Source organism: Eubacterium sulci ATCC 35585 (assembly GCA_001189495.1).
Taxonomy (GTDB): Bacteria; Bacillota; Clostridia; order Peptostreptococcales; family Anaerovoracaceae; genus Eubacterium_B; species Eubacterium_B sulci.
Genome location: CP012068.1, coordinates 1,663,142 through 1,681,440, shown reverse-complemented (window position 1 = coordinate 1,681,440; position 18,299 = coordinate 1,663,142). Strand labels below are relative to the sequence as shown.

General features: G+C 42.0%; 11 protein-coding genes and 2 pseudogenes. 12 read left to right on the top strand and 1 reads right to left on the bottom strand.

Annotated features, from left to right (window positions below; genetic code table 11):
- The first annotated feature begins 813 nt into the window (after positions 1-813).
- From ADJ67_07880 to ADJ67_07850, 7 genes and pseudogenes are all read left to right on the top strand, one after another.
- Positions 814-3,705: a membrane protein gene (locus ADJ67_07880; protein ID AKT47721.1), complete on the top strand. Its 2,892-nt coding sequence runs from the start codon at positions 814-816 to the stop codon at positions 3,703-3,705.
- A gap of 45 nt (positions 3,706-3,750) precedes the next feature.
- Positions 3,751-5,670, top strand: coding sequence for a glutamine synthetase (locus ADJ67_07875; protein AKT47545.1), 1,920 nt, complete (start codon positions 3,751-3,753; stop codon positions 5,668-5,670).
- Positions 5,671-5,681: 11 nt separating this feature from the next.
- Positions 5,682-6,953: a seryl-tRNA synthetase gene (locus ADJ67_07870; protein ID AKT47544.1), complete on the top strand. Its 1,272-nt coding sequence runs from the start codon at positions 5,682-5,684 to the stop codon at positions 6,951-6,953.
- Positions 6,954-7,020: 67 nt separating this feature from the next.
- Entirely contained in the window at positions 7,021-8,553 is a 1,533-nt protein-coding gene (locus ADJ67_07865; protein ID AKT47543.1) for a hypothetical protein, read from the top strand.
- Positions 8,554-8,795: 242 nt separating this feature from the next.
- Positions 8,796-10,121, top strand: a pseudogene (locus tag ADJ67_07860) (hypothetical protein).
- 104 nt (positions 10,122-10,225) lie between these two features.
- Positions 10,226-10,753, top strand: coding sequence for a hypothetical protein (locus tag ADJ67_07855; protein ID AKT47542.1), 528 nt, complete (start codon positions 10,226-10,228; stop codon positions 10,751-10,753).
- Positions 10,754-10,813: 60 nt separating this feature from the next.
- A complete protein-coding gene (locus ADJ67_07850; protein AKT47541.1) occupies positions 10,814-13,246 on the top strand; it encodes a ribonucleoside-triphosphate reductase in 2,433 nt (810 codons plus the stop codon).
- Between the two features lie 108 nt (positions 13,247-13,354).
- Here ADJ67_07850 and ADJ67_07845 read toward each other — a convergent pair whose 3' ends face one another.
- On the bottom strand, positions 13,355-13,975 hold the full coding sequence (locus ADJ67_07845; protein ID AKT47540.1) for an L-lysine permease: 621 nt from the start codon (positions 13,973-13,975) through the stop codon (positions 13,355-13,357).
- 235 nt (positions 13,976-14,210) lie between these two features.
- Here ADJ67_07845 and ADJ67_07840 point away from each other — a divergent pair, with 235 nt between their 5' ends.
- The 5 genes and pseudogenes from ADJ67_07840 (at position 14,211) to ADJ67_07820 (ending at position 18,297) form a co-directional block, all read left to right on the top strand.
- Complete coding sequence (locus ADJ67_07840; protein AKT47539.1) at positions 14,211-14,546, top strand: HxlR family transcriptional regulator; 336 nt, start codon at positions 14,211-14,213, stop codon at positions 14,544-14,546.
- A 194-nt stretch (positions 14,547-14,740) separates the two neighbouring features.
- Positions 14,741-16,057, top strand: coding sequence for an electron transporter RnfC (locus tag ADJ67_07835; GenBank protein AKT47538.1), 1,317 nt, complete (start codon positions 14,741-14,743; stop codon positions 16,055-16,057).
- Positions 16,057-17,052, top strand: coding sequence for an NADH:ubiquinone oxidoreductase (locus ADJ67_07830; protein ID AKT47537.1), 996 nt, complete (start codon positions 16,057-16,059; stop codon positions 17,050-17,052). The genes ADJ67_07835 and ADJ67_07830 overlap by 1 nt, the downstream gene beginning before the upstream one ends.
- Before the next feature lie 220 nt (positions 17,053-17,272).
- Positions 17,273-17,614: pseudogene (locus ADJ67_07825) on the top strand (hypothetical protein).
- Positions 17,614-18,297: an electron transporter RsxE gene (locus ADJ67_07820; GenBank protein ID AKT47536.1), complete on the top strand. Its 684-nt coding sequence runs from the start codon at positions 17,614-17,616 to the stop codon at positions 18,295-18,297. Before ADJ67_07825 ends, ADJ67_07820 begins: the two are co-directional and overlap by 1 nt.
- Positions 18,298-18,299 lie beyond the last annotated feature (2 nt).

Here is an 18,299-nt window from a genome sequence, read left to right as displayed (position 1 = left end):
TTTAGATATAATTATAGTTATACTTGCGATAGCTGTAATCTGCTCGGGCATTTTAGTATTTGCTAAGGGATCTGCACCTGCTAATAAGATTTCACAGGGAATCTCATGGGTGACAGAAAAGTTCTCAGGAAGCAGTGACAACTCCAAGGATGATAAGAAATCTGAAGAGAAAGCTGAGAAGACTAAGTCCATGGAGGATGTAGTTGCAGCGGCAAAGAAGAACTATGTGAACATAGGCAAGGTTCAGTATGACAGCAAGTTAAAGTTCGATACATCAAAGGACTACGGCATCAGTGAACTAAAGAATGCGAAGAAATTCAAGGATGGAGAGTTCTCTGGCGGAAAGCTATTCAGCGAAGCAATCGTTAACCTTTCACTTGGATATTATTCAGGGCTTACAGATAAGGTGAATAGTGGTTCTGACGATGTTCTAAAGCTTATCAATGAAGATTCAGAGCTTTATGGACATGTTAAGGCTATAGCTGAAGGTGATGAAGAACAGCAGATTAAAAATATCAAAATCGGCGAAATCAAGAATAGCGGCAGCAACTACTATGTAATTTTGCAGATTACTGAGGGAAAGGCTAATTCATCAGACACTAGCACAGAAACAAAGATCCTTTCAATCTTAAACAAGGGGAAAGAGCTTAAGGTTACTGCAGCTACTGATGCTGAGTAATCGCTTTTGATGAGCAACTAATTATTTTGATAAATTTGTGGGAGTAACTTTTGATGGCAGCAAAACCAAAGAACGTAGTAAATGTAAAGCCTAAGAAAGAGAGAAGAGCTAGGAATATAGCAATTTTAGTCGCAGTGTCTTTTATACTATGGGGCTTCTTTTCGCTTATTAACTTCTTCACTGACTGGATGTGGTTTGATGAACTAGGATACGTGAGTGTATTTCTGAAGAAGCTGACCACTCAGCTGAAGTTTGGCATACCTATGTTTGTGGTGCTCAGTGGCCTTATGTACCTGTATTTGACAGGACTTCGTAGAGGCTATTTCAAGAAGATAATCTCACACGAAGCAACTAACCAAAAGAGGCTTGGCATAATTACTTTGCTGGTTTCTGTTCTTTTCTCAGGATGGGTTACCAAGTATGTTGTGGGCGGACTTTGGTTTGAATTTCTCAAGTTCCTTAAGAGCACAAGCTTCGGCAAGAAGGATCCGCTCTTTGGGCTTGATATATCGTTTTACGTTTTTAAGTACGAGTTCCTAAATGGGCTTAACACCATGCTTTTAGGGATAGTCGTATTATTTGTAATTGCAACGATTTTTTACTATGCAGTTTTGATAATAATGCACAGCCCAGATGCTTTAGAAGAAGATGAGGCTGAGCCTATAGAAGATGGAAGATATTCGGGTGCGCAAGCTGGTGAGGATGCTGGTGCTGGAGCAGGATATTCGAGTAGACCTTTCGTTAATCCGTTTGGAGAGAATACACAGGCAGGCAAGATATTTGCAAATATCTTTGATCCTAACAAGCGAAATGCGAGAATGCAGAATGTAAGAAACAAGGCTGACCGCAGGGTTTCTAAGTCAAATATGGAACAGCTTCTCCACATCGCATCGGGCAAGCTATCTATTCTTGGAATCATTTTCTACGTAATGCTAGCTTTCCACTTCCTGCTAAAGCAGTTTGATTTACTCCATAAGCACACAGGCGTTGTGTATGGAGCAGGTTACACAGATGTAAATGTTACTCTTTGGATTTATAGAGTTTTGATTGTGCTTTGTGTTCTAGGCGCACTTACGATAGCCTTATTCATTGCAAAGAAGATGATGAAGCAGATTGTTTTGATTCCGATAATCATGCTCGTTGTGATTTTGATTGGAAGCGGTGCTGAGATTCTAGTTCAGAATGTAATCGTTGCACCTGACGAAATAAACAAGGAATCAAAGTATCTAGCAAGAAATATCGAGTTTACTCAGTATGCATATGCGACTGATAAGGTCGATGTCAGAGACTTTGCTGCATCAAATGATCTTGATGCTAGTGCGATAGCAAACAACGACGAGACGGTCGGAAACATAAGAATTAACGACTACGAGCCTGTGGAGAAATTCTACAATCAGACTCAGAGCATCAGGCAGTACTATAAGTTTAATGATACTGACGTAGATAGATATTATCTGAACGGTGAGTATGCTCAGACCTATCTTTCAGTCAGAGAAATCGATGAGAAGAAGATAAACGATACCTGGCTCAACAGACATATCAAGTATACGCACGGATACGGTCTTGCAGTATCAAGGGTTAACAAGATTACTGCTAGTGGACAGCCAGATGTTGTAGTCAAGGACATACCACCTAAAAGCAGTGCCAAGGAAATTAGTATCAAAAGACCAGAAATCTATTTCGGAGAGCTTTCAAGAGACTATATTGTCATAAACACAAATGAGGATGAGTTCGATTATCCAGATGGTCAGTCCAATAAGTACACGAGATACAAGGGAAGTGCCGGAATCAAGCTGACGCCGCTGAAGAGGCTGATGTTTGCGGTGAGAGAAGGAAGCTTTAAGCTTCTGGTTTCCTCCAATATAAACAGTGAATCTAGAATCATCATCAACAGAAATATCGAGGAGAGGGTAAAGAAGATAATGCCTTATCTGAGCTATGAAGATGATCCGTATGGAGTAGCTGTTGATGGTAAAATTTACTGGATGATAGATGCTTACACGACAAGCTCGCTCTATCCATATTCAGAGCCTTATAGCAAGGATGAAGGAAATACAAATTATATCAGAAACTCAATCAAGGTCGTTGTTGATGCTTATAACGGCGATGTGAAATACTACATCACTGACAAGAACGATCCGATAGCAATGACATACAAGAAGATGTTCCCTAAGCTCTTCAAGGATATTGACGAAATGCCAGCATCTCTGAAGTCGCATGTCAGATATCCACATTCGCTCTTTAAGATTCAGGCAGATGTTTACGGCAGGTATCACATGAACGACGTCAAAGTATTCTATCAAAACGAGGACCTTTGGGAGGTTTCTCACGAAATCTACGGAACTCGCGAGAGAAAGACAGAGCCTAACTACCTAGTTACTAGAATTCCTGGTGAGGAAAAGGCCGAATTTGTGAGCATGCTTCCATATTCGCCAAAGTCTAAGCAGAATATGACCGGTATTTTGATGACGAGAAACGATGGCAAAAACTATGGAAAACTAATGCTTTACAGGTTCCCTAAGAATAGGACAATTTACGGACCTATGCAGATAGAGGCACAGATAGACCAGAACACTAAGATTTCTCAGGACTTTTCACTATGGAGTCAAGCTGGTTCAACATACAGCAGAGGAAGCCTGTTTGTGGTTCCAATCAATAACTCGCTGCTATACATAGAGCCTATATATCTTGAGGCATCCAATTCTGCTATTCCAGAGGTTAAGAGGGTAATCGTAGCCTACGAGGATAAGATCGCATATGAGCCTACTCTTGAAGCTGCGCTAGAAAGTCTATTTGGAGAAGGCGAAATCAGTAGTAATGATCCAGAACCTAAGAGCGAAAGCGAAAAGCAGAGCGTAAAGGACTATATCCAGAAGGCTAACGGCGCGTACCAAGAGGCTCAGGAAGCACTTAAGAGCGGCGACTGGAAGACTTACGGTGAGAAGATGACAGAGCTAGAGAAGGCGCTTAAGGACCTCCAGGATAGCTCAGATAATAATGCTAGCGATAGCAAGAAAAGCAAATAATTAATTTTGATATACTAAACAACTCGAAAATTCAGGAGGAAATATATGCTGGGATTCGATGTAGATAAAATGCTCTTTACGATCCCAAAGGGCGAACACTCAAAGGAAAATATTATTAAGGTTTTGAATGCCCATCCTGAGGTTCAATTCGTATCACTTGTAGGTATCGATATCGGTGGACACGATACAGACGAGAAGATACCCGTAGAGCTTTTCATAAAGGACATGGACAAGCTGCTAGAGCACGGAGTTCAGACTGATGGTTCATCGGTAGCGCTTCCGCACATAGCAGTGCTAAACAACGCAAAGGTCGATATTATTCCTGACCTAGATTGCAACTGGTACGTAGACTATAACTTCAGAAACATCGATAGAAAGCTAGAGCTTCCTGTCGGAACTCTGAGAATTCCATCCTACCTCTTGCACAACGAGAATTTCGAGTGCGGATCAAGAGTAATGCTTAGAGATGCACTAAAGCATTTTAAATCAGAACTTAAGAAGTCTTTAATTGAGCATCCATATGTATTTGATTACATTGATGGTGCAGATAGCATGGATGATATCGAGGAATTCGTAATAACAAGTGCAACTGAGCTAGAGTTTTGGGTAAAGACGCCAGACGATAAGGGCGATAGAGAGCAGCTCTTTACTGCTCAGGTACTCAAGGAGCAGTACTGGAAGAGAACCTACGGCGAGGTCAGAACTGCGCTTGAGGAAACTTTGATGATTCTAGATAAGTATGGCTTTGGAGTAGAGATGGGACATAAGGAGGTCGGAGGAGTTAAGGCTCAGATGGGTAACTCCGGTCACTACGACCACGTTATGGAGCAGCTAGAGATTGACTGGGCATATACAGATGCTATGCAGGCTGCAGATAATGAAAACCATGTTAAGTATATTGTTAGAGATATTTTTACCTTGCATGGACTTGATGTAACCTTCATGGCTAAACCTTTTGATGGAGTGGCAGGAAGCGGTGAACATACTCACCTAGGACTTGCAGCAAAGCTAAAGAATGGTAAGATGACAAGTGTATTCGCACCTAAGGATATGAGGGCTGAGTTCCTAAATCCTATCGGATACGGCGCTTTGATGGGTCTGCTAAAGAACTACGAGGTTGTTAATCCATTCGTAAGCTCAAGCATTGACTCTTTGAAAAGATTAAAACCAGGATATGAAGCTCCTGTTTGTATAGTTACTTCTCTAGGACGATCTCCGATGGAGCCTTCCAGAAACAGAACGGTTCTCGTAGGACTTATCAGGGATATGAATAATCCGCTGGCAACGAGATTTGAGCTTAGAGCGCCAAACCCTAAGAGCAACACATATCTAGTGCTTGCGGCAAGCCACATGGCTATGATAGATGGAATAAAGCATGTGCTAGATGCAGAGAAGACTCCAGCAGAGCTTGAGAAGTCTATATCAAAGGCTTACGGCGATGAGGACTTCTACCTAGATACAGATAGAGAGTACCGAAGCGAGAAGGAAGTCTTTGAAGACTACACTGAAGAAGAAAGAGCAAAGCTCTTTGGACATGCGCCGGCTACGGTTTGGGAAAACATGCAGGCTTTTGACCACTACCCTGAGAAGCTAGAAATCTTCAAGGCTGGCGATGTGATGAAGCAGAAGGTCCTTGATTCCTATAGAGAGCAGGTAATCTCACAGTGGAAGACAGAGCTTCACGATAGAGTTATTCCACAGAACATGGCTTTGATTAGAAGCTGTGTAAAGCTTCACTCAGATGATGATTTTTCTGATTTTGATGTGAAGAACTGGATAGAAATAGACAAGCTTAGACATGAGCTAGGAAAAGACACCATTACCGAGAAATCCATTCTCACAAGAGCAAAGGACGCACTTGATGATGGAAACTACAGCGAGGCATCTGAGATGCAGAAGCTGATACAAAAAAAGGTAGCAACTTTGATAAGCCTATACACTAGGTACAAGAAGAATATTTTATAGAGGTGAGACAGATGCTAGATATTAAGAAGATAAGAGAAGATTACGAAGGTGTTAAGAGCCGCGTCGAGTTTAGAGGTAAGGGTGACTTTGGAATCTCAAAGGTCAAGGAACTAGATGAGAAGAGAAGAAGCCTCCTAGCTGATGTTGAGGTAAAGAAGAATAAGCAGAACACAGTTTCAAGAGAGATTCCTAAGCTAAAGAAGGCTGGTGAGGACACAACCGAAATCATGGCTGAGATGAAGGTTCTTTCAGATGAGATCAAAGCTCTTGATGCTGAACTTTCAGAAATCGAAGCTGAGCTAAAAAGCGCTCTACTAAACGTTCCAAACACTCCATATAAGGATGTTCAGTTCGGAAACGATGACAGTGATAATGTAGAGATTAGAAAGTTTATGGAGCCTAAGGAATTCGATTTTGAGCCTAAGGCACACTGGGATATAGGTGAGGATCTAGATATTCTAGACTTTGGTCGCGCAAGTAAAATCAGTGGAACAAGATTCACTGTTTACAAGGGTCTTGGCGCTAGACTTGAGAGAGCGTGTATTCAGTTCATGCTTGACCTTCACACAATGGAGCAGCCATATACGGAGATTCTTCCTCCTTTCATGGTAAATAGAGATGCGATGACAGGAACAGGACAGCTTCCTAAGTTTGAGGAGGATATGTTCTACATTCCGCAGAAGGACTTCTTCCTAATTCCGACTGCAGAGGTTCCGGTTACAAACCTAAGAGCAAACGAAATAATGGACGAGGCAGAGCTTCCAGTTTACTACACAGCGTACACACCTTGCTTTAGAGCTGAGGCGGGTTCTGCAGGTAGAGATACTAGAGGTCTTATACGCCAGCACCAGTTCAACAAGGTTGAGCTCGTTAAGTTCGTAGATCCAGAGACTTCTTACGACGAGCTAGAGAAGCTTACTGCTGATGCAGAGGAAGTTCTAAAGCGTCTTGGAATCCCATATAGAGTTGTAAGACTAAGCTCAGGAGACCTAGGTTTCTCATCAGCTATGACATACGATATTGAGGTTTGGATGCCAAGCTACGGAAGATATGTTGAGATTTCTTCATGCAGTAACTTTGAGGATTACCAGGCAAGACGTGCGAATATCAGATTCCGCAGAGGAAAGGAAAAACCAGAGTTCGTTCATACTTTGAACGGTTCAGGTCTTGCAGTCGGAAGAACCGTAGCAGCTATCATGGAGAATTTCCAGCAGGCTGACGGAAGCATTGTAATACCGGAAGCATTGAGAAAATACATGGGCGTTGATGTTATCAAAAAATAGTTTTCTTTCTAAGAGTCCGGACTTCCGGACTTTTAGTTTTTGAAGCTATGTAATAGGACAATAGGATATGAGATTTATAAAAAGTTTATTCGGCAGGGTGTTCAGCCGCATGACCATAATGGGAATTTTGATACTCATTCAGTTTGCATGGATGGCTCTTATGGTGATGAGGTTAGGTGACTACTCTAGAAGCATCACGCTAGTGTTTAACATCTTTGCTATAATGGTAGCCCTATTTATCATATATAGAGATGAAAGCTCGGCCTACAAGCTAGGCTGGATTATGATAATATGCATTATGCCTATTTTGGGAACGGCTATGTACTGGTTCTTTGGTAATAAGAGGCCATCAAAGAGAATCAAAAACAAAATCGAACCGACAAGGGCAAGACATAGAGATGATGTAAAGCAGGAGAACTGCCTGTCAGAGCTATATAGCGATAGACTCGCAGATACAATCAAATACATAGGAGATTATGGTCCATATCCAGCTTGGACGGGCACAAGGACTAAGTACTACGACCTTGGGGATAAGGCTTTTGTCGATATGTTAGAGGATCTAAAGCGTGCCAAACACTATATTTTCATGGAGTACTTCATAATAGAAGAGGGATACATGTGGGATTCTATCTTTGATATACTCCAGGAAAAGGTCGCAGAGGGTGTAGATGTAAGAGTTATGTACGACGACATAGGCTGTATAAGTAAATTGCCGCTGAATTTTGCATCAAAACTAGAGCATGCCGGAATAAGAGTTCACGTATTCAATCCGCTTCGCCCATTGCTATCGCTGGTATATAACAACAGAGACCACAGAAAAATCACTGTAATAGATGGATATATTGCACACTCAGGTGGGTACAACTTAGCAGATGAATACATAAACAAGGTGCAGTACTTCGGGCATTGGAAGGATACGGGAATAAGGCTAGAAGGCATGGCTGTTTGGAACTTCACCGTTATGTTCCTAAATATATGGAATTCCTTTATTCCGACAGAGGAGGATTACAGTAAATTTAGACCACATGTGCATCATCCACAGCCATTTGATAGCGACGGAATCGTGCAGCCGTTTTCTGATACACCACTTGATGATGAAAACCTAGGCGAAAATGTTTACCTTGAGATAATCAATCAGGCTGAGGACTATGTGTATATCTATACGCCATATCTTATTCTAGATAACGAAATGATCACAGCACTTAAGCTCGCATCAAAAAGAGGCGTAGACGTAAGACTTATAACTCCGGGAATACCAGACAAAAAGATAATTTTCAGGCTTACGCGTTCTTACTATTTGCCTCTAATTAGAGCAGGTGTAAAAATCTACGAATACAAGGAGGGATTTGTTCATGCTAAGAACTTCCTCTCAGATGATAAGCTTGCAGTGGTAGGAACGATAAATCTCGACTACAGAAGCCTCTACCTTCACTTTGAGTGTGGAACCTTTATGGTGGGATGCAGTGCTTTGAGGGACATCAAAGAGGATTTTAACAGGACAATAGGAAGGTGTACTCAGATACTAGAGGAAAACTGCAAGACAAGCTTCTTTGGACTTTTGTTTGACGGAGTTTTGCGAGCGCTAAGCCCGCTGCTTTAACTTTAATAAAGCCTTGAAGATTTTACATGACCTACGGCTTAAGTGTGGAATTGCTTGGGCTGTGGGTCATTGATTTTATGGGAGAAAAAATGGATAAGCAAAGAGAATCAAAGGGACTAATTGAATTCATCAAAGCGCATCGCGACAGGGAGCACGCTAGCTTTCACATGCCTGGACACAAGGGGAAAGCCTTCTTTAAAGAAAATGGCTATGAGGACTTCGTAGATTTAATGATAGACGGAGATCTGACAGAGATTGATGGAGCTGATAATCTATTCAAGGCGGAGAGCATTTTGCGGGAGGTCATGAATCGCTATAAAGCGATGTATGCTGCGAAACAAGCATTTATGCTAGTTGGCGGAAGCAGTGCAGGCATCCTAGCATCTGTATTAAGTGTCATATCAAAGGGAGATACTTTGATTATGGCATCAAACTGTCACAAGTCTGTCTACAATGCTTTGATGCTGAGCGTCGGAAAGGCGGTCTTTGTTGCACCTGAAACATTAAAGGACTATGGACTTGCAGGCGAGGTGAGCGCAAGCCATATTGAAGAAGCTCTGATAAAGCACCCTGAAGCCAAGGCTGTTCTCATAACTAGCCCAAACTACTACGGAGTTTGCAGCGATATAGAAAAGATATCCGAAATAGTGCATGCGCATGGGAAAATCCTAATTGTAGATGAGGCCCACGGAGCACACCTAGCTTTTATGGATAAGATAGCGCCATTCAGGGGCGATATAAAGAATCAGCACAGCAAAGCCCAGAAGCTTGCAGCCGAAGCAAGTGGTGCAGATATAGCTATACTTAGCACGCATAAGACGCTCGCTTCATTTACACAGACAGCAATACTGCTCGTTTGTAGCGATAGGGTGGATGTAGATACAATTGCTAATAATTTGCAGATTCTGCAGAGCAGCAGTCCTTCATATATTTTGATGGCATCGCTAGATTTGAATGCGAGGATAATCGAGGAGTATGGAGATGCATTATTTAAAGAGTGGCAGGCTGACCTTGACTATGCATATGAGGAGCTAAGAAAAATCCAGGGGCTGGAGCTTCTTGAGATGGAGCTGCTTGATCGAACAAAGCTGGTCTTTGGTCTTAGTGAGATTGGAATAAGCGGATATGAACTTGATGCTCTTTTGAGAGAAAGGGGCATATTCTGTGAGCTTTCAGATTCTCGTTTTGTCATGGCAATGAGTGGAATTGGAAGCAAGAGGAAGGATTATGAGCTTTTAATATCAGCGCTTAATGAAATAGCTGAGCAGGCTTGCGAAAGCGGTAGGAACAGCGTGAGCCGTGAAGAGGATGAAATCGTTTTGATGGAAGAGCTATATAGGCATGGCGAAATCTCTGATGTCCCAAGTGAGACTGAAAGGCTAGTAGCTAGAGAGTGCGATGGTAAAATTTCTGCTCAAGCACTGATTCCATATCCACCAGGTATTCCGATTATCGTTCCAGGAGAACGCATAGACTCCGAGAAGATTAGAGTCCTCGAAAAGCTGCATAAGGACGGGGTTAGCGTGATTGGACTAGATGAAAATGGCAAAATCCTATGTGGAAGATAAGGGACTTTGGACTATAAAATAAACAATATATTGGAGTAAATCCATCTTGACTATACTATATATAGATATTATAATGAATGAGCAAGCAAGATAGGGGGCTTTCTATGAAGAGTAAGAAAGAGAGCGTTTCTATAGCTGGAGTCAAGAAACACACCACCGTAAATGGGCCTGGAGTAAGGTATACGGTGTTCATGCAAGGCTGTGAGCATGGCTGTAAGGGATGCCATAATCCAGAGACGCATGATTTAGGTGGCGGTGAAGAAATTTCAGTTAAAGAGCTCATTGATGACATTTTGGCAACAAAGTATATCGACGGAGTTACGCTTTCAGGCGGAGATCCTCTTTTGCAGGCTGAGCAGTGCAGAGATATAGCAGAGGCACTAAAATCTAGTGGATTAGACATCTGGCTATATAGCGGATTCACTTTTGATGAGGTAGTAAGTGGCAAGGCAGGCGAGGCTGCGCGAGAGGTTTTGGACTTTATAGATGTGATGGTAGACGGAAGATTTATCGAGTCACTGAAGAGCGAGGAACATATCTGGCGAGGCAGCAGCAATCAGAGGCTCATAGATGTGAGAAAGAGTCTAGATGCTGGCGAAATTATAAGCTTTAACGATGAATTTGTACTTTAGAAAGCCGAGAGGGCTTTATCAAGTTATTTAATCTATGTATGTGTTAAGCGGAGGGATAGGATGAACAATGTAATCAGAAGAGATGGAACGGCGGTTGCTTTTGACCCAACCAAGATTGAGAATGCGGTCGCAAAGGCCTTTATGGCGACGGATGAACTTGACGCAAGGGATATTTCGTCAGTATCGAGAGCTATTTGTCTAATCGTCACAACCACGCTTAACGGACGCAAGCTCGATGCTGCAACGGTAGAGGAAATCCAGGATGAGGTTGAGTCCGCTTTGATGAACTGCGGATATGCTAAGACCGCAAAGGCGTACATCCTATACAGACGTCAGCACGCTAATGTGCGAGAGACAAAGGATACTCTGCTGGACTACAAAAAACTTATAGATGGATATATCGGAACTGAGAAGGACTGGCGTGTTAAGGAAAACTCAACTGTAACTCTTAGCGTTGGTGGACTCATTCTTTCAAACTCAGGTGCTGTAACAGCTAACTACTGGCTTTCAGAGGTTTATGATGAGGATGTTGCAGATGCTCACAGAAACTGCTTCATGCACATTCACGACCTTTCAATGCTAACAGGCTACTGCGCAGGATGGAGCCTTAAACAGCTTATACAGGAAGGTCTAGGTGGAGTTCCAGACAGAATTACATCTGCGCCAGCAAAGCATCTTACAACACTTTGCAATCAGATGGTAAACTTCCTAGGAATCATGCAGAATGAATGGGCAGGAGCTCAGGCTTTCTCATCATTTGATACATATCTAGCTCCTTTTGTTAAGGTAGACAATCTATCATACAAGGACGTAAAGCAGTCAATACAGTCATTCATCTACGGTGTAAATACTCCATCAAGATGGGGAACTCAGGCACCGTTCACTAACGTAACACTGGACTGGACAGTTCCAGAAGACATGATTAACATGCCTGCTCTCGTTGGTGGCAAGGAGATGGATTTCACATATGGCGATTGTAAGGCTGAGATGGACATGGTTAACAGGGCTTTCATCGAAATCATGATAGAGGGCGATGCTAACGGACGTGGCTTCCAGTATCCAATCCCTACATATTCAATAACCAAGGACTTCGACTGGAGCGAGACAGAAAACAACAAGCTTCTCTTTGAGATGACAGCAAAGTACGGTACTCCATACTTCTCAAACTACATCAACTCAGACATGAACCCATCAGATGTAAGATCAATGTGTTGCAGACTTCGTCTCGACCTTAGAGAGCTAAGAAAGAAGGGTGGCGGATTCTTTGGATCAGGAGAGAGCACAGGCTCTATCGGTGTAGTAACGCTAAACCTACCAAGAATAGCTTACCTCTCATCAACAAAGGAAGAATTCTACAGCATGCTCGATAAGTACATGGATATCGCAGCTCGCTCACTCGACACAAAGCGTAAGGTAATCAACAGACTTCTTGAGGAAGGTCTATATCCATACACAAAGCGCTACCTAGGTGCTTTCAACAACCACTTCTCAACAATTGGACTTGTTGGAATGAACGAGACCATCCTAAATGCTAAGTGGATAGATAGCGATATAACAAAGCCAGAGGGTCGTGACTTCTCAATCGAGGTTCTAAACCACATGCGTGATAGACTATCAGATTATCAGGAGATGTACGGAGACCTCTTTAACCTAGAGGCGACACCTGCTGAATCTACAACCTATAGATTTGCAAAGCACGATACAGAGGAATTCGCTGATATCATTACAGCAGCATGCAAGGACCAGGCTCCATATTATACAAACAGCACACATCTTCCAGTTAACTATACAGAGGACATCTTTGATGCACTTGAGATGGAAGATGAGATGCAGACTCTATACACATCAGGAACTGTATTCCACGGATTCCTTGGTGAGAGAATGCCAGATTGGAAGGCTGCAGCAAACCTAGTTAAGAAGATTGCATATAACTTCAAGCTGCCTTACTACACGCTTTCACCTACATATTCAATATGCGAATCACACGGATATATCGCAGGAGAACATTTCTCTTGCCCACACTGTGGAAAGGCAACAGAGGTTTACTCAAGAATTACAGGCTACTATAGACCAGTTCGCAACTGGAATGACGGTAAGTCAAGCGAGTTTGAGAACAGAAAGACCTACGAGCCAGAAGAACTTTTCTCAGTCAATAGAAACCTTCTTGAAGAGGCTGGAGTGGAGATGCCAAGAGTTGGAACTCAGACACTAGGAAGAGCAAACAGGGTAGAAGCCCCTAAATCAAATTCAGATGCTGAAAAGGTGATACTAGTAACAACAAAGACTTGCCCTAATTGCCAGGCAGCAAAGAACTACCTTAACCAGGCAGGAATTGAGTACGATGTAATACTTGCAGATGAGGCAGACGGCGCTGAAATCGCAGTTCAGTACAACATATCTGCTGCACCAACGCTGATAGTTCAGAGCGGTGAAGAGGCTGAGCTTTACAGCAATGTAAGCAACATAAGAGCATATATAGGAAAGAGAAGCTAATCAAAGCTTTTAGGAATATGCGATAGCAAATAAAAACCGATATGGCGGAAATGAAGTGCACTTCAAAGCGTCATATCGGTTTTGTGTTTTTTGATATAGTTAGAAATGCTAAAAAGTCTTAAAAACAAGTATTCTGAAGCTGTTTAGTAGCTTGAGCCCGTAGAACATGATAATCAGGCCGCATACTATGTTTATAACTCTTAGCATCTTATCGTTTATCTTGGTTCGTATGAGCGATACTATGGTTGTCATACCAAACCACCATGTTAGAGATGCGATAGAAACTCCAAGGATAAATAAGAAGGCCTTGCCACTTGGGAGCGATGCATGAAAAGCACCTAGAAGAAGTGAGCCATCTATCAAAGCCTGAGGATTGAACCAGGTTACGACGCAGGCTGTCCAGATAACCCTCGTGAGAGGCAAACTGACATCCTTGGTTTCGGACATGGTATCCTTTGATCGAAATATACTTAGTCCTATCCAAAATACTACTAGAGCGCCTATGCCGAGTATGGCAAGCTCTATCCAAACGGACAGTTTAATGAGAGCACCAATACCGAAGAAGCAGGCAATAGATAGCGTTATATCAAAGAAGGCTATGATGAAAGCTGTCGCTAGTATTCTACTTCGCTTCTGGGTCAAAGCGGTGTTTATAGCAAAGATATTCTGAGCTCCAATCGGCATGACATACGCAAAGCCGAGCATGAGACCTTGGAATAAGATATTCATTAATGTTATGTCCTCCCATAGTTAGCCTTTTCTAACAATATAATTAATTTAATTGCGTGCAAGCATAATTTTAACTTATTTTTGAACCGAATTAGGTTCGATAAAAAAATAACAATTGGAGCAAACTGTGATAGCTTATAATTACTTGCTCTTTTTTTCTTACCTACTATAATTATAATCGAAAAGAGAGAAATCGCAATAACACAGTTTTTTATTAGTTAGTAAGGAGAAAGTTATCGTGGTAGAGACGGACTATAGCTGCCCATGCCTAGATACATGTCCGCTGAGTAAATCAATGGATGTGATCGGTGGCAAATGGAAGATGCAGATTCTATGTACGCTGAACACCAGCGGTCCACTTCGATATAACGAGGTGCGTCGCAAGATGGAAGGAGTTTCAAACACTGTTTTGGTCAAGGCTCTTAGAGAACTGACTGAAGCTGGACTTGTAAGAAGGAACGAATATATGGAGGTTCCTGTGAGAGTTGAGTATGAGACGACGACAATATGCGACGATCTAATTCCAATCCTTGAGAATTTAAGCAATTGGTGCGAAAAAAACTTGCTCTAAATTGCTAACAAGCCGGGATGGAATCCCCTAATAAGTTTGTAATTGCAACATTCCAATGCGAACCAAAACGAACTCAAAAACTTAATTGATGATAATCGAAAAAATTGTTAAATTTTTGATGATTTTTTGGTGAATGTTGCGTTATAATATATCTGTATGATTATGATATTTTTTTAGAAAGGAAGGTTTCAGATATGAGTTCAAGTGCAAAGCATTTGCGTAGTATCGACGCAGGTCACTATAAGAACACTGCTCAGTGTGCTACTGAAACGGCTCCTATCCCTGATATCGTTAAGATACCAATGTCACAGCACATTGGTAAGCCATGTCAGCCATTGGTTGCAAAGGGCGATACAGTTAAGGTAGGACAGCCTATTGGTGATGTCGATGCTTTCATAAGTGCACCGATTCATTCCAGCGTTTCAGGTACCGTTAAGGGTATAGAGACACAGCGTAATGCCATGGGTGGATACGATACGCTTGTTGTTATTGAAACAGACAAGAAACAGGAATTATGGGAGGAACTAAAGGTTCCAGAAGTTCACAATCTAGCTGAGTTTGTTGCAGCTGTAAGAGACAGTGGACTAGTAGGTATGGGAGGAGCGTCCTTCCCTACACATGTAAAGTACAACCCTAAGAATATAGATGAGGTTGATACTTTGATAGTAAACGGTGCAGAGTGTGAGCCTTTTATCACATCTGACCATCGTTGCATGCTCGAGGACACACAGGACATCATCGATGGAATGAAGCTCATCATGAAGTACCTAGACCTTAAGGTAGCATATATCGGAATCGAGGCTAATAAGCCTGATGCGATTGAAAAATTCGATAGAATGTTCAAGGAGCAGGGCATTACCAACATGCATACATTCAAGCTTCTTTCAAGATATCCAAAGGGTGCTGAGAGAGTTTTGGTTTATGAGATTACAGGTAAGCCAATGAAGGCAGGCGTACTTCCTGCAGACCTTGGAATCATTCTTTCAAACGTTTCATCAGTAGCATTTGTTGGACAGTACTTCCGTACAGGAATTCCACTAACAATGAAGAGACTGACAGTTGACGGAGACGCAATCACAACACCTAAGAACATCGTGACACCTATCGGTACACAGATCAAGGACGTTGTCGCATTCTGCGGTGGCTACAAGACAGAGCCAAAGAAGATTATCATGGGTGGACCTATGATGGGTAGAGCTATTCCATCAGATTCATTTGGAATAATCAAGAACAACAATGCTATCCTAGCATTCTCGTCAACAAAGACAAACATTCCAGAAGAGACACCATGTATCAACTGCGGAAGATGTCATATGGGATGTCCAATCAATTTGTTGCCTACAGGATTTGCTGATGCATATCTAGCTGGAGATGCTCAGAGACTATCTGACCTTCAGATTATGCAGTGCATGGAATGCGGCAGCTGCTCATTCGTATGTCCGGCGAGAAGACCGCTGGCCTTTTATAACAAGTTGGGCAAAGCCCTTGTAAGGGAGGCTGGAATCAAGTAATGGAAAAGCAATATTACGATAATCTAACAGTATCATCCGCTCCTCATATAGTAACAGCGCTTGATACACAGAAGACCATGCTTTATGTACTTATCGCACTAGTGCCATCACTATGCGTGAGCACATATGTATTTGGTCCAAGAGTACTTCTTTTGACAGCTGTCTGTATCGTTGCCAGCGTATTATTCGAAATGGGATATCAGAAGCTATTCAAGAGACCAGAAACATGGACAGATCTAAGTGCAGTAGTTACAGGTACACTGATCGCATTCAACGTACCATCAAACTTCCCACTTTGGATGGCTATCCTAGGCTGTTTCACAGCTATAGTTATAGTTAAGCAGCTTTACGGTGGACTAGGACGCAACTTTGCAAATCCTGCAATCGTTGCTCGTATCTTCCTACTACTTTCATTCACATCAAGAATGACAACATGGCCACTACCAAATGGCGTAGACGGAAAGACAGGTCCTACACCTCTTGGTGTCCTAAGCGAGACACCTATCGGACAGATCTCAAAGGCAGATCTTCCATCAAACATGGACCTATTCCTAGGTACAGTTGGTGGATCACTTGGTGAAGTAAGTGCTATAGCACTTATAATAGGTGGAATCTTCCTAGTATGGAAGAAAATCATCTCACCAGCAACACCACTTGCATTTATCGGTACAGTATTTGTAATCGCATTCATCTACTACTCAGTAGCAGGCGGAGATGTAAGTGCACTAAAAATGGCAATATTCCATGTATGCGCTGGTGGCGTAATGCTCGGTGCAATCTTCATGGCAACAGACTATGTAACATCACCTATCATGCCTCTCGGTAAGGTCATAATGGGTATAGGATGCGGATTCTTCACAATGGTAATTAGGTTGTGGGCTGGATATCCTGAGGGTGTATCGTTCTCAATTCTTTTGATGAACATATGCACACCACTCATCGATATGCTCTGCATCAAACTAGCATATGGAGGTGGCAAGAAAAATGAAAAATAATGACACTTTCAAAAAATACGTAGTACCTGTAATTGTACTAGTAGCAATCTGCTTTGTTATATCAGCTGCTTTGGCACTGACATTTGGAGTTGCAGATCCTATCATAAAGAGAAATACAAAGGCTGAAGCTGATGCAGCTCGTAAGGAGCTTCTAACTAAGGCCGATGGATTTGATCAGTATAAAGGAAAGCTTATAGCTACTTCCGATGGCAAGGTAACAGTAAATGATGTTTACATCGCCAAAAATGGCGAAGGTATGGTTATGACAGTTGGAACTAAATCATTTGGTGGAACACTTATTGAAATGATTGGTATCGACAAGAATGGTAAGATTACTGGAGTTAAGATTCAGGATCATAAAGATACACCGGGTGTAGGTACTAAGGTATTCACACCTGAGCATCTAAAACAGTACAAGGGAGTTAAAGAACTGAAGGATATATCTGCGAAGAAGGATCCTACAATAAACCATATCACTGGTGCTTCTGTTTCATCGAACGCAGTTCATTATGGAGTATTTGAAGCTCTCCTACAATACAAAGAAATAGGAGGTGCTAAGTAATGGAAGAAAAGAAATCAAGACTAACGATACTAACGAACGGTCTAATAAAAGAAAATCCGGTACTTGTACTTTTGCTAGGTTGCTGTTCAGCACTTGCAACAAGTTCAACGGCTATCAACGGACTTGGAATGGGAGTATCTTTCTCAGTAGTAATGATACTTTCTAACATAGTTATCTCGCTTCTACGTAAGATAATTCCTGATAACGTAAGAATTCCTTGCTACATCGTAGTAATCGCAGGATTCGTAACAGTAGTTCAGCTGATGCTTCAGGCTTATGTGCCAAGCGTATACAAATCACTTGGACTATTTATTCCGCTAATCGTTGTAAACTGTATCATCCTTGGTCGTGCAGAGATGTTTGCAAACAAGAATGGAGTTATAGACTCAGCTCTTGATGGAATCGGAATGGGACTCGGATATACAGGCGCCCTAGTAATCATGGGTATGATTAGAGAGTTTATCGGAAGTGGTACACTCTTTAACATTCCTATCCTAGCAGGCAAGATTGATGGAGTAGCAATATTTAACCTTGCACCTGGTGGATTCTTTACATTTGCAATACTAGTTGCAGCTGTAAACTTCATCACACGTGATAAGGAACGTAAAGTTAGAGACTTCGGCGAGGAAGAAATAACAATCCTAGGTGCGAAGGAAGAAAATGAAGAGAAGAAAGGAGCATAGAC